This window comes from Domibacillus antri (genome assembly GCF_001936625.1).
GTDB lineage: Bacteria > Bacillota > Bacilli > Bacillales > Domibacillaceae > Domibacillus > Domibacillus antri.
The window spans coordinates 1-13,411 of record NZ_MSDU01000014.1 but is presented as its reverse complement, the minus strand read 5'-3'; the positions used below and the strand labels follow the sequence as shown (position 1 = coordinate 13,411).

The 13,411-nt window shown below is 45.3% G+C and carries 13 protein-coding genes; all 13 read left to right on the top strand.

The window, feature by feature from the left end; genetic code table 11:
• Positions 1 to 35 precede the first annotated feature (35 nt).
• The 13 genes from BTO30_RS07325 to BTO30_RS07265 all read left to right on the top strand — a co-directional run bounded on the left by BTO30_RS07325 (position 36) and on the right by BTO30_RS07265 (position 13,301).
• Complete coding sequence (locus BTO30_RS07325) at positions 36 to 281, top strand: DUF3243 domain-containing protein (RefSeq protein WP_075398077.1); 246 nt, start codon at positions 36 to 38, stop codon at positions 279 to 281.
• Between the two features lie 131 nt (positions 282 to 412).
• Positions 413 to 1,204: a DUF3388 domain-containing protein gene (locus BTO30_RS07320; RefSeq protein ID WP_075398076.1), complete on the top strand. Its 792-nt coding sequence runs from the start codon at positions 413 to 415 to the stop codon at positions 1,202 to 1,204.
• Between the two features lie 18 nt (positions 1,205 to 1,222).
• Complete coding sequence (locus tag BTO30_RS07315) at positions 1,223 to 2,089, top strand: helix-turn-helix domain-containing protein (protein WP_075398075.1); 867 nt, start codon at positions 1,223 to 1,225, stop codon at positions 2,087 to 2,089.
• Between the two features lie 24 nt (positions 2,090 to 2,113).
• Positions 2,114 to 2,692, top strand: a complete 579-nt coding sequence (pgsA, locus tag BTO30_RS07310) for a CDP-diacylglycerol--glycerol-3-phosphate 3-phosphatidyltransferase (protein ID WP_075398074.1) — start codon at positions 2,114 to 2,116, stop codon at positions 2,690 to 2,692.
• Positions 2,693 to 2,752: 60 nt separating this feature from the next.
• Positions 2,753 to 3,988, top strand: coding sequence for a competence/damage-inducible protein A (locus BTO30_RS07305; protein WP_075398073.1), 1,236 nt, complete (start codon positions 2,753 to 2,755; stop codon positions 3,986 to 3,988).
• A gap of 326 nt (positions 3,989 to 4,314) precedes the next feature.
• The gene (recA, locus tag BTO30_RS07300; protein ID WP_075398072.1) at positions 4,315 to 5,364 is read left to right on the top strand and encodes a recombinase RecA; all 1,050 of its coding nucleotides are present in this window, start codon (positions 4,315 to 4,317) and stop codon (positions 5,362 to 5,364) included.
• A gap of 241 nt (positions 5,365 to 5,605) precedes the next feature.
• A complete protein-coding gene (gene rny / locus BTO30_RS07295) occupies positions 5,606 to 7,165 on the top strand; it encodes a ribonuclease Y (RefSeq protein ID WP_075398071.1) in 1,560 nt (519 codons plus the stop codon).
• 66 nt (positions 7,166 to 7,231) lie between these two features.
• A complete protein-coding gene (locus BTO30_RS07290; protein ID WP_075398070.1) occupies positions 7,232 to 8,032 on the top strand; it encodes a TIGR00282 family metallophosphoesterase in 801 nt (266 codons plus the stop codon).
• A gap of 67 nt (positions 8,033 to 8,099) precedes the next feature.
• Positions 8,100 to 8,360, top strand: a complete 261-nt coding sequence (locus BTO30_RS07285; RefSeq protein ID WP_075398069.1) for a stage V sporulation protein S — start codon at positions 8,100 to 8,102, stop codon at positions 8,358 to 8,360.
• 228 nt (positions 8,361 to 8,588) lie between these two features.
• On the top strand, positions 8,589 to 10,331 hold the full coding sequence (locus BTO30_RS07280) for a 2-oxoacid:acceptor oxidoreductase subunit alpha (protein ID WP_075398068.1): 1,743 nt from the start codon (positions 8,589 to 8,591) through the stop codon (positions 10,329 to 10,331).
• A 2-nt stretch (positions 10,332 to 10,333) separates the two neighbouring features.
• Positions 10,334 to 11,200: a 2-oxoacid:ferredoxin oxidoreductase subunit beta gene (locus BTO30_RS07275; protein WP_075398067.1), complete on the top strand. Its 867-nt coding sequence runs from the start codon at positions 10,334 to 10,336 to the stop codon at positions 11,198 to 11,200.
• Positions 11,201 to 11,326: 126 nt separating this feature from the next.
• Entirely contained in the window at positions 11,327 to 12,865 is a 1,539-nt protein-coding gene (gene miaB / locus BTO30_RS07270; protein WP_075398066.1) for a tRNA (N6-isopentenyl adenosine(37)-C2)-methylthiotransferase MiaB, read from the top strand.
• 1 nt (position 12,866) lies between these two features.
• Entirely contained in the window at positions 12,867 to 13,301 is a 435-nt protein-coding gene (locus BTO30_RS07265) for a YlbF/YmcA family competence regulator (protein WP_075398065.1), read from the top strand.
• The last annotated feature ends 110 nt before the right edge of the window (positions 13,302 to 13,411 follow it).

Genomic DNA, 13,411 nt, shown 5'->3' with positions numbered 1-13,411 from the left:
TACGAATGATTCCACTTTTAAAGGAGGACTTTCATATGTCTGTACTGGATAATTGGCAGGACTGGAAGCGTTTTTTGGGCAATAAAATGGACAATGCGGTGCAGCGCGGCGTACCGGACGAAGCGATTAATAAGCTCGCATATGAAATTGGCGACTATTTGCATTCGAATGTCGATCCAAAAAACGAGCAGGAACGTGTTTTGTCTGATCTATGGTCGGTTGCGGATGAAAATGAGCAAAAAGCATTGGCAAAATGCATGATGAAGCTCGTTCAAAAATAACATTTTTAGAGACCCTTCTTGAACAACTCTTCGTTCAAGAAGGGTTTTCTTTTCACTTCTGCTTTTAAAAATACATATTATCCTTTATTATAGTAAACAGATGCTTAAGCATGCCGCACTGGAGGAATACGATGATGAAAAAAGAGTGGTACCTTGAATATAAAATAAAAAAGAACCGGCCGGGACTGCTCGGTGACATTTCATCATTGCTCGGTATGCTGTCGATTAATATTGTGACGATTAACGGCGTCGATGATAAAAGCCGCGGTCTCTTAATGAGAGCGGAAAGTGAAGACCAGATTAAGCGGCTGGCGTCCATTTTAATGACGATGGATACGATTGAAATTGTAAAACTGCGTGAACCGAAATTGCGCGACCGTATGGCTGTCCGTCACGGAAGATATATAGAACGTGATGCGGATGACCGTAAAACATTCCGTTTTATTCGCAGCGAGCTTGGACTTCTCGTCGATTTTATGGCAGAATTGTATAAAATGGAAGGGCATCGGCTGATCGGTATTCGGGGAATGCCGCGCGTCGGAAAAACCGAATCCATTGTCGCGGCAAGTGTATGCGCGAATAAGAAATGGCTGTTCATGTCTTCTACAATGATTAAGCAGACCATACGTGAACAGCTTTTACGTGATGAATACAGTTTAAATAATATTTTTATTTTAGACGGGGTTATTTCCGCACAGCGGGCTGGAGAAAAACACTGGCAGCTCGTTCGTGAAGTCATGCAGCTGCCGGCTGTAAAGGTTGTTGAGCATCCGGATGTTTTTGCGGAAAACAGTGACTACTCACTCGATGATTTTGATTATATTATTGAGCTTCGTCATGAACCGGATGAAGAAATCACATATGAAGCAGTAGAAAAAAACAACTTGTTCCAGGATTCGAACTTTGGTGGTTTTAACTTTTAATATTGGAAGGTGTTACGGGTGACAGAATTAGGGAGAAAATTAAAGGAAGCGCGCGAGTCAAAAGGGATGTCGCTGACGGATGTTCAAGACGTCACGAAAATTCAAAAACGTTATTTGGCCGGCATTGAAGAAGGCGATTATGATATTATGCCGGGCAAATTTTATGTCCGGGCGTTTATTAAGCAATATGCGGAAGCGGTTGGCTTGAATGCAGAAGAATTGTTTGAAGAATTTAAAAGTGAAGTGCCGTCTTCAAAAGAAGATGAAGTGCCGCTGCGTCCAACAGGGGCTGCGGCTTCCGGTCAGACGACACGTGTCGATACATCAAAACCGGTGCGCGATTCATCAAAGTTTTTAGATTACCTGCCCAAAATTTTAGTAACGGCATTTATTATCGGCGCTCTGTTCCTGGCGTGGCTGCTTATTCCGAAAGGCGGTACAGATAACGAGCCTGCTGTTGATGACGAAGTGCAGGTACAGGAACAACCGGTAACAGAAGAACCGGCTGGTGAAGAAGAGCCTGCTGAAGAGGAACCGGCTGCAGAAGAACCGGCAGCACCTGCGCAGACGTTAACAGCTGTATCTTCAAGCGGCCGTCAAACTGTTTATGAACTTTCCGGTGCAGAAGCGTTTGAAGTGTCTATTTCATCAACCGGCGAAACATGGGTTGAACTGGCGGATGGAAGCGGGAAAAAGTACTACAGCGGTATGCTTGCGAGCGGGCAGACACAGACACACAATTTAACCGGACAGACAGAAGCGCAAATCGTTGTCGGATTTGCTCCTGACACCGTTATTACGGTAAATGGCGAAACGCTTGCGTATAAACTTCCGGCCGCAGATGAAGTACGGCAGGATATCGTCATTCGCATGAAAGCACAATAACGGTCGTTTCTGGAGGGAACTGTTTTGAATTTACCAAATAAAATCACTATTTCACGCATTCTTATGATCCCGTTTTTTATCTTGATTATGGTCGTTGATTTCGGCTGGGGAACGGTGAATGTGTTTGGAACAGACATGCCGGTAGAGCATTTAGCCGGAGCTTTAATTTTTATTTTTGCATCGACGACCGACTGGATCGACGGTTATATTGCTCGGAAATACAATCTTGTTACCAATTTAGGGAAATTTTTAGACCCGCTTGCGGATAAATTGCTTGTTTCAGCCGCATTGATTATTTTAGTCGAATTAAACTTTGCGGCGTCGTGGATTGTCATTGCAATCATCAGCCGTGAGTTTGCGGTTACAGGTCTTCGGCTTATCTTAGCCGGTACGGGTGAAGTGGTCGCAGCAAACATGCTGGGGAAAATTAAAACATGGACGCAGATTGTGGCAATCGCCGTTTTATTGCTTCACAATGCCCCATTTGAAAGCATAGGCATCCCATTTGGAAATATTATGCTTTGGATTGCACTCTTTTTCACGATGTGGTCCGGCTGGGATTATTTTAAATTAAATAAAGATGTTTTTAAAAACTCGAAATAATGAACAGGCACCTTGGGCGATTCCACAGGTGCCTTTCTTAAACGAATGGGGAGAATACATATGAATGCAGAAATTATTGCGGTTGGATCGGAGCTGTTGCTCGGACAAATTACAAATACAAATGCCCGTTTTCTTTCGCAGCATCTTGCTGAAATAGGTGTCAACATTTACTATCATACCGTTGTCGGCGATAATGAACAGAGGCTGGAAGAAGCGGTGAAGCTGGCACAAAAGCGTGCTGATCTCATCATTTTTTCAGGGGGGCTCGGTCCGACAAAAGATGATTTAACGAAAGAAACGATTGCACGCCTGATCGGTACGACGCTGGAATACAACGAAGAAGCGCTTGTCAGTATCCAAGCTTATTTTGATAAAACCGGGCGCGTCATGACGGAAAATAATAAAAAACAGGCGCTGGTCATTAAAGACAGTAAGGTTCTTGCCAATGACAACGGAATGGCACCGGGTATGTTTGCTAAATCAGATGGGAAATATTACATGCTATTGCCAGGACCCCCGCGTGAAATGCAGCCGATGTTTTTAAACTACGGCCGGCCGGAAATTTTAAACGTGATGGAAAAAGTGGAACGGATTGAATCACGTGTCCTGCGTTTTTTTGGCATCGGCGAATCGGCACTTGAAACGGAAATTGATGATATCTTAATAAAACAGACGAATCCGACTATTGCGCCGCTTGCTGGCGATGGAGAAGTGACGCTGCGTATTACAGCCAAACATGAATCTCCAGAAGAAGCGGTTAGGATGATCCAGCAGGCGGAAGATGAGATATTGGAACGAGTCGGCCATTATTTTTACGGCTACGGTGAAACGACAATTGCTGCAGAGCTTGCCGGCCGGCTAAAAGAAAAACAGCTGACGATTGCAGCGGCCGAGAGTTTAACAGGTGGACTGTTTCTCGGGGAATTAACTGCCATTCCAGGTATGAGCGCGCATATTAAAGGCGGGGTTGTCTGCTATACGAATGAGGTAAAAGAACACGTTGTCGGTGTGAAAAAGGAAACGCTGACGAAATATGGTGCAATCAGCAGAGAGTGTGCGAAAGAACTTGCTGAAAAAATCCGTCAGCTGTGCGGGTCGGATATCGGCATTGGTTTTACAGGTGTGGCCGGACCTGCTGGGCTTGAAGGACACGAACCAGGAACCGTTTATCTGGCGATTGCTGCAGAAGGACAGGAAACGATCGTTCACCCGTTAAAGATGGCGGGAAGCCGGGATGGTGTACGGAAACGGTCTGTCAGATACGGCTGTCATTACTTGCTTCAATTATTAAGTTGAATTTTCCTTCAAGAACCAGTTGTTAATTTATTGGCGTACCGGATGCTCCGGTACGCTTTTTCCATCGTTCTGTGATATAATAAAAGAAGCTGCCGGCCGGGTGTGCTGCAAGACAGCACTTCTCTTGACCCCCTTTATATCTTCTCAGAATTTCCACTCATCCCGACTATTTCTTTCCTTTGAAAGCAGGTGAAAAAATCGAATAAACGTTCGTTTTTTGCTTGTAATTAACATTCGTATGCTGTATAGTTAAGACAGGTTTTAACACAACCGGCAAAACAGCTGTTCCTAATATAGATAAAACAATTTGAGGGAGGAAATTTATAGTGAACGATCGTCAAGCCGCCTTAGATATGGCGCTAAAACAAATTGAAAAGCAATTCGGCAAAGGCTCGATTATGAAATTGGGCGAGCAGACGGAACGCCGAATTTCAACTGTACCGAGCGGTTCGCTTGCTCTCGATGCGGCACTCGGTGTGGGTGGATATCCACGTGGCCGCGTGGTTGAAATTTATGGCCCGGAAAGTTCCGGTAAAACAACCGTTGCCCTTCATGCTATTGCAGAAGTGCAGGCAAAAGGCGGACAAGCTGCCTTTATCGATGCGGAGCACGCGCTTGATCCCGTGTATGCACAAAAGCTTGGCGTCAACATTGACGAATTGCTTTTATCGCAGCCGGATACTGGCGAGCAGGCACTTGAAATTGCCGAAGCACTTGTGCGAAGCGGCGCTGTTGATATTATTGTCATTGACTCTGTTGCCGCTCTTGTGCCAAAAGCGGAAATTGAAGGTGAGATGGGCGACTCCCACGTCGGCTTGCAGGCCCGTCTCATGTCACAGGCACTACGCAAACTATCAGGTGCGATCAACAAATCGAATACGATTGCGATCTTTATTAACCAGATTCGGGAAAAAGTCGGGATCATGTTTGGAAATCCTGAAACAACACCAGGAGGCCGTGCCCTTAAATTCTACAGCTCTGTCCGTCTTGAAGTAAGACGCGCGGAAGCATTGAAGCAAGGCAATGATATTGTCGGGAACAAAACAAAAATCAAAGTCGTGAAAAACAAAGTGGCCCCTCCGTTCCGCGTGGCGGAAGTTGATATTATGTATGGAGAAGGCATCTCGCGCGAAGGTGAAATCATTGACCTTGGTTCTGAAGAAGATATCGTGCAAAAAAGCGGCGCCTGGTATTCATATAATGAAGAACGTCTTGGTCAGGGCCGCGAGAATGCGAAACAGTTCTTGAAGGAAAATCCGGAACTGCGTCATGAAATTATGATGAAAATTCGCGAACGATATGGATTGGATGATGTGTCCGCCCACCCGGTACCGGAAGATGACAACGTCAGCGAGACACTTTTTGAAGAAGAATGATATTGAAGCAGGAGACAGGGACGCCCCGATCTCCTGCTTTTTTGTTGAACCCTTTTAGAAAAGCGTCTTTCCTTGAGAAAACCTTGACAATAAATTTTCACACCGATAAAATTGAAGTTGTATATTTGACATTTTTTATCTTGAAAATGGAAATGTAGCGCTGTTTGTTCCATTCATGTTTGTGACAGCAGCCGACATGTTAAAAACATGACAAACAATTACAGCAAGGGGAGGTGAAATGATGGAACCCATTACAATCATCTCCATTTTGCTTGGCCTTATCATTGGTGTCGTTGTTGGCTATTTTGTACGAAAATCAATTGCCGAATCAAAAATCGCAGGCGCGAAAAACGCCGCGGAACAAATTGTGGATGACGCGAAGCGTGAAGCGGAAGCGTCGAAAAAAGAAGCATTACTCGAGGCAAAAGATGAAATTCATAAACTGAGAACGGAAACAGAACATGAACTCCGTGAGAGAAGAAATGAATTGCAAAAACAGGAAAACCGCCTCCTTCAAAAAGAAGAAAACCTTGATCGAAAGGATGATTCCCTTAACAAACGGGAAGAAACGCTCGAACATAAAGAGGCAGCGTTAATCGCAAGACAACAACATATTGAAGATATGGACAGCAAAGTGGATGAGATGGTGAAAAAGCAGCAGTCCGAACTTGAGCGTATTTCCGCTCTTACCCGGGATGAAGCGCGCTCCATCATTTTAGAAAGAACAGAACAAGAATTGTCCCACGATATTGCCGTCATGGTAAAAGAACACGAACACCGTGCAAAAGAAGAATCGGAAAAGAAGGCACGTGAAGTATTGTCGCTTGCGATTCAGCGCTGTGCCGCCGATCATGTTGCAGAAACAACTGTGTCGGTTGTCACTTTGCCAAATGATGAAATGAAAGGCCGTATTATCGGGCGCGAAGGACGCAACATCCGTACACTTGAAACGCTGACGGGCATTGATTTAATTATCGATGATACACCGGAAGCGGTTATTCTGTCCGGCTTTGATCCGATCCGTCGTGAAACGGCCCGGATTGCACTCGAAAAATTAGTGCAGGATGGGCGCATTCATCCGGCTCGTATTGAGGAAATGGTTGATAAAGCACGCCGTGAAGTGGACGAGCACATTCGTGAAATCGGCGAGCAGACGACATTTGAAGTCGGTGTGCATGGCCTTCATCCAGATTTGATCAAAATTCTCGGCCGATTGAAATACCGGACGAGCTATGGTCAAAATGTGCTAAAGCATTCTATCGAAGTGGCTTATTTATCCGGCCTTCTTGCGGCTGAACTAGGGGAAGATGAGACGCTTGCCCGCCGCGCAGGTCTTCTGCATGATATTGGAAAAGCGGTGGACCATGAAGTGGAAGGCAGCCATGTTGAAATAGGGGTGGAACTTGGTCAGAAGTACAAAGAGCATCCAGTCGTTATTAACAGCATCGCGTCTCACCATGGTGATACAGAACCGACATCAGTGATCGCCGTCCTTGTCGCTGCTGCTGATGCATTGTCTGCTGCCCGTCCTGGAGCACGAAGCGAAACATTAGAAAACTATATTCGTCGTTTAGAGAAACTGGAAGAAATATCAGAATCCTATGATGGCGTAGAAAAATCTTTTGCTATTCAAGCCGGCCGCGAAGTGCGGATCATGGTCAAGCCGGAACAAATTGATGACCTACAGGCGCATCGGCTCGCCCGGGATATTCGAAAAAGAATTGAAAGCGAACTCGATTACCCTGGTCACATCAAAGTAACGGTCATCCGTGAAACGCGGGCTGTCGAATACGCAAAATAAGAAAAGCGGTGTGCGCTGGTCACACCGCTTTCTTTTTGGCAAAAAACGAGAAAGAAGGCAGTAGCTATGGAATTGTTATTTATCGGTGATGTCGTCGGCTCGCCCGGCCGCGATATGGTAAGTGAGTACTTACCAAAATTAAAACAAAAATATCGTCCATCGATCACGATTGTCAACGGCGAAAACGCGGCAGGCGGCAGAGGTATCACGGAAAAAATTTATAAAGGATTTATGAATGATGGAGCCAATGTCGTCACGCTTGGCAATCATGCATGGGATAACCGCGATATTTTTGAGTTCATTGATACCGCAAAGTGGCTTGTCCGTCCGGCCAACTTCCCGGAAAGTGTACCAGGCACCGGAATTGTATACGTCCCATCAGGTGAATTGGAAGTGGCGGTCATTAATTTGCAGGGCCGCGTCTTTATGAACGACCTTGACTGCCCGTTTAAAAAAGCTGATCAGCTTGTAGAAGAAGCGAGGAAGCGGACACCTCTAATTTTTGTTGATTTTCATGCGGAAACAACGAGTGAAAAACAAGCTATGGGCTGGTTTTTGGACGGGCGTGTTACAGCCGTCGTCGGGACTCATACACACATACAGACGGCCGACAATCGTGTATTGATAGGCGGCACTGCATATTTAACGGATGCCGGCATGACAGGACCGTATGACGGCATTCTCGGCATGGAGAAAGAAGCGATTATCAAAAAATTCCAAAATCAGCTTCCTGCCCGCTTTGAAGTACCGAAAGAAGGGCGCACGCAGCTTTCCGGATGTCTTGTAAAGGCAGAGCGGAAAACAGGACGGGCGGTATCAATCCGCCGTATTTTAATAAACGAAGACCATCCATTCAGCGATTATTAATTCATAGCCCCGCCTCATTTGAATATATATGAAAGACGAATGACGGCTTTTGAAAGGGGATAGCGGAATGGATGTGTTAAAAGTATCATCAAAATCAAACCCGAATTCAGTGGCCGGCGCACTTGCCGGTGTCATGCGTGAAAGAGGAAGCGCGGAAATTCAAGCTGTCGGTGCCGGTGCGCTTAATCAGGCAGTGAAAGCCGTTGCCATTGCCCGCGGATTTGTCGCTCCAGGCGGCATCGATTTAATTTGTATTCCAGCCTTCACAAGCATTATGATCGCTGGAGAAGCACGAACAGCGATGAAATTAATTGTTCAATCCCGTTAAAAATTTCGGTCATTCGACCGGAATTTTTTTATGGGAAAATCTTTTGCATTTTTGTATTAAAAGGAGTACACTATGAACATTAAATTTTTCCGATTAAATTAGTAAGTTTTATCATAAGTAATTTCGTATTCATATCATAAAGGATTCGTATAGTGATTTACTTATAAAAGTGATACACTATGATAAGCAGGAAAATGATGGGGTACATTTAAAGGAGTGTAACGAACAATGGCAGAACAGCTTTCTTGGAAAGTGGGAGGACAGCAAGGAGAAGGGATTGAAAGTACAGGGGAAATTTTCTCCATGGCGTTGAACCGCCTCGGATATTACCTGTATGGCTACCGCCACTTTTCATCCCGAATTAAAGGCGGTCATACAAACAACAAAATTCGTGTAAGTACAAAAAGAGTGAGTGCGGTTGCTGATGATCTTGATATTTTGGTAGCGTTTGATCAGGAAACAATTGATGTTAACTACCATGAACTTCATCACAATGGCATCATCATTGCGGACTCAAAATTCAACCCGGTCAAGCCAGAAGATACAGATGCCGCGTTTTATGCCGTTCCATTTACGGAAATCGCGACAGAACTTGGCACGTCTCTGATGAAAAACATGGTGGCGGTGGGCGCTACTTGTGCGATCATTAACCTGGACGTATCGGTCTTCCTTAATGTTGTCGAAGAAATTTTTGGCCGTAAAGGGGAAACGGTTGTTCAAAAGAATATGGAAGCGATTCAACAAGGCTATGATTATATGAAAGAAAAAATGGGCGGCGCGTCAAGCGATCTGGAATTGCCGCCAGCAGATGGAAAAAAACGGATGTTTATGATCGGGAACGATGCAATTGCACTCGGCGCGCTGACAGCGGGTGTTCGGCTGATGGCCGCGTATCCGATTACACCGGCATCTGAAATTATGGAATATTTGATTAAAAAGCTGCCGAAAGTCGGCGGTACGGTTATTCAAACAGAAGATGAAATTGCCGCAGCAACAATGGCGATCGGTGCCAACTACGGCGGAATTCGTTCGTTCACAGCGTCTGCAGGACCAGGTCTTTCTCTTATGATGGAAGCAATCGGTCTATCAGGTATGACCGAAACACCGCTGGTAATCGTGGATACACAGCGGGGCGGCCCATCGACAGGTCTTCCGACAAAGCAGGAGCAGTCCGATTTAATGGCCATGATTTACGGTACGCATGGTGAGATTCCGAAAGTGGTGATCGCACCGGGGACAGCGGAAGAAGGCTTCTACGATACAATTGAAGCGTTCAATATTGCCGAAGAATATCAAGTACCGGTTATCATTTTGTCCGATCTGCAATTGTCACTTGGTAAACATACGGTCGATCCGCTCGACTACAGCAAAGTGAACATCCGCCGCGGCAAACTTATCAAAGAAGGCTTGCCGGAATCGGAAAATAAAGGGTATTTCAAACGCTATGAATTAACCGAGGACGGTGTATCGCCACGCGTCATTCCTGGCGTTGCAAACGGAATTCACCACGTGACGGGTGTTGAGCATGATGAAACGGGTAAACCGTCTGAATCACCTGCGAACCGCAAAGCGCAAATGGACAAGCGTATGCGCAAGCTTGACAATCTGCACAACGTATTCCCGAATGCGGTTTATAAAAATGCAAAACATGACGAAGCGGACTTGCTTCTGATCGGCTTTAACTCAACAGGCGGTGTAATTGAAGAAGCGATGGAACGCTTAGAAGCAGACGGCGTAAAAGTGAACCATGCGCGCGTGCGTCTCGTTCATCCGTTCCCGACAGACGAAATTTTGCCGTTAATTGAATCGGCGAAACATGTCGCGGTTGTGGAAAACAATGCGACAGGCCAGCTTGCAAGCATTATTAAGATGAATGCCGGCTATCCGCAAAAAATTAAAAGCATCTTAAAATATGACGGCAATCCGTTCCAGCCGCATCATATTGTTGATAGCAGCAAGGAGTTGATCTAATCATGGCGACATTTAAAGATTTCCGTAATAACGTAAAACCAAACTGGTGCCCTGGGTGTGGTGACTTCTCGGTGCAGGCAGCGATTCAGCGCGCCGCAGCCAACGCCGGCTTAACACCGGAAAATCTTGCAGTCATCTCCGGAATCGGCTGTTCCGGCCGTATCTCCGGTTATATTAACTCATATGGCCTTCATGGCATTCACGGCCGTTCCCTTCCGATTGCGCAAGGTGTAAAAATGGCAAACAAAGATTTGACAGTCATCGCTTCAGGCGGCGACGGCGACGGGTTTGCCATCGGGATGGGCCACACGATCCATGCGATGCGCCGTAACATTGATTTAACCTATATCGTCATGGATAACCAAATTTACGGATTAACGAAAGGGCAGACGTCTCCGCGTTCAGCGGCTGGATTCAAAACAAAATCCACACCGCTCGGCTCAATCGAGCAGACGTTATCACCCATGCAGTTAGCCGTAACAACTGGTGCTACATTTGTGGCGCAAAGTTTTTCAACTGATTTGAAAGACTTAACAGCGATCATCGAAGCCGGTATTAACCATAAAGGGTTCTCCTTGATCAACGTATTCAGCCCATGTGTAACATACAATAAAGTAAACACATATGACTGGTTTAAAGAAAACTTAACGAAGCTTTCTGATATCGAAGGCTACGATCCATCAAGCCGTAAAATCGCGATGAATACATTGATGCAGCACGATGATTTAGTGACAGGCATTATCTATCAAGACAAAGAGCGCCCGTCCTACCAGCAGCTTGTAGAAGGCTATTCGGAAACACCGCTGTCTGATGCGGAACTCCGTCTTGGCGAAGAAGCGTTTGACCAGCTTGTAAAAGAATTTATGTAATCTTTTTGACGCAGAGAATCAATTCTCTGCGTCTTTTTCTGTCCGTTTGCTTGAGCGCATCGTTTTTCCGGTATATACTTAAGGAATGTGCACGATAGTTTTTCAAGATCGGAAAGGGGATTCACAATGAACGAAGAACAACGAAAAGATGCGGAACAGGCAGTAAATCCATCGGACAAAAAATCCGGCAAGGATTACAGCCAATATTTCGAAACGGTATACACGCCCCCTTCTTTAAAGGACGCGAAAAAGCGTGGAAAAGAAGAAGTGGCCTACCATCATGATTTTAAAATCGACGAACGCTTTCAAGGAATGGGCAAAGGGAAAAACTTTTACATCCGCACATACGGCTGTCAAATGAATGCGCATGATACGGAAGTGATGGCCGGTATTTTTATGGCGCTTGGCTACAATGCAGTTGAAAAAGCGGAAGAAGCAGATGTCATTTTATTGAATACGTGTGCGATTCGTGAAAATGCCGAAAATAAGGTATTCGGCGAAATCGGTTTCTTGAAGCACTTAAAACGGGATAACCCAAACTTGCTGCTGGGTGTATGCGGATGCATGTCACAGGAGGAAGCCGTCGTCAACAAAATATTAAAATCGTATCACCACGTTGATATGATTTTCGGTACGCATAATATTCACCGTCTGCCGGAAATTTTAAATGAAGCGTATATGTCAAAAGAGATGGTCGTCGAAGTATGGTCAAAAGAAGGCGATGTAATCGAGAACCTTCCAAAGGTACGCCAGGGCAATGTGAAAGCATGGGTAAACATTATGTACGGATGTGATAAGTTCTGCACATATTGTATCGTTCCTTATACGCGAGGAAAAGAACGGAGCCGACGTCCGGAAGAAATTATTCAGGAAGTGCGCCAGCTCGCAGCTCAAGGCTACCAGGAAGTCATGCTTCTCGGTCAAAATGTCAATGCGTATGGTAAAGATTTTACAGATATTGAGTACCGTCTCGGTGATTTAATGGATGAAATCCGTCACATCGGTATCCCGCGTGTCCGTTTTACGACGAGTCATCCGCGTGATTTTGATGACCATTTAATTGAAGTGCTTGCCAAAGGCGGCAACTTGATGGATCACATTCATTTGCCGGTGCAGAGCGGTTCAACGGACATTTTAAAAATTATGGCCCGCAAATATACACGTGAACAGTACCTGGAGCTTGTCCGCAAAATTAAAGCAGCGATGCCAGATGTCGCGCTGACAACGGACATTATCGTCGGCTATCCGAATGAAACAGAAGAGCAGTTTGAAGAAACGATGTCACTGTACCGTGAAGTCGGATTTGAGATGGCCTACACGTACATTTATTCTCCGCGTGAAGGAACACCGGCTGCGAAAATGAACGATAACGTGCCGATGAATGTGAAAAAAGATCGTCTGCAGCGCCTGAATGCACTTGTCAATGAATTATCCGCCGAAGCGATGAAGCCGTATAAAGGACAAATTGTGGATGTGCTCATTGAAGGGGAAAGTAAGAAAAACCCTGATGTACTGGCGGGCTACACATCAAAAAACAAGCTTGTGAACGTGAAGGCGCCGAAATCCGCGATCGGAAAAATCATTCCGGTAAAAATCATCGAAACGAAATCATGGTCGATGGACGGAGAAGCAGTAGAAATTCAAAATATGGCCGGGGTGAACTAATATGGAAAAAACAATTTACACAAAAGATGACATTATCGCAAAAGCAAAAGAAATTGCTGACATGATTTCAGCGACGGAAGAAGTGGAATTTTTCAAGCAGGCAGAAGCCAAAATCCATGAAAACCAAAAAATCCGTGAAAAAATGGCCGGCTTGAAGAGCCTGCAAAAGCAAGCGGTAAACTTTCAGCATTACGGAAAAGCAGAAGCGCTGAAAATGGTCGAAGAAAAAATTGAGAAAATCGAAACAGAATTGGATGAAATGCCGATTGTTCAGCAGTTTAAACAATCGCAAACGGATGTAAACGAAATTTTGCAAATGGTTGCCACAGCCATTTCCAATAAGGTTACGGACAACATCATTGAATCAACAGGCGGCGATTTGCTGAGAGGCGAAACCGGCGCTCAGGTTCAAAATAGTACACCAGGAAGCTGCTGATTGAACGGTTGGGGCTGTCCCAAAAGTCAGTGGAAACTGCCTTTTGAGGCAGCCCTGTTTTTATGCACAAAAAAATCGCCTCATCCGATATAATGTAAGTGACCAAACCA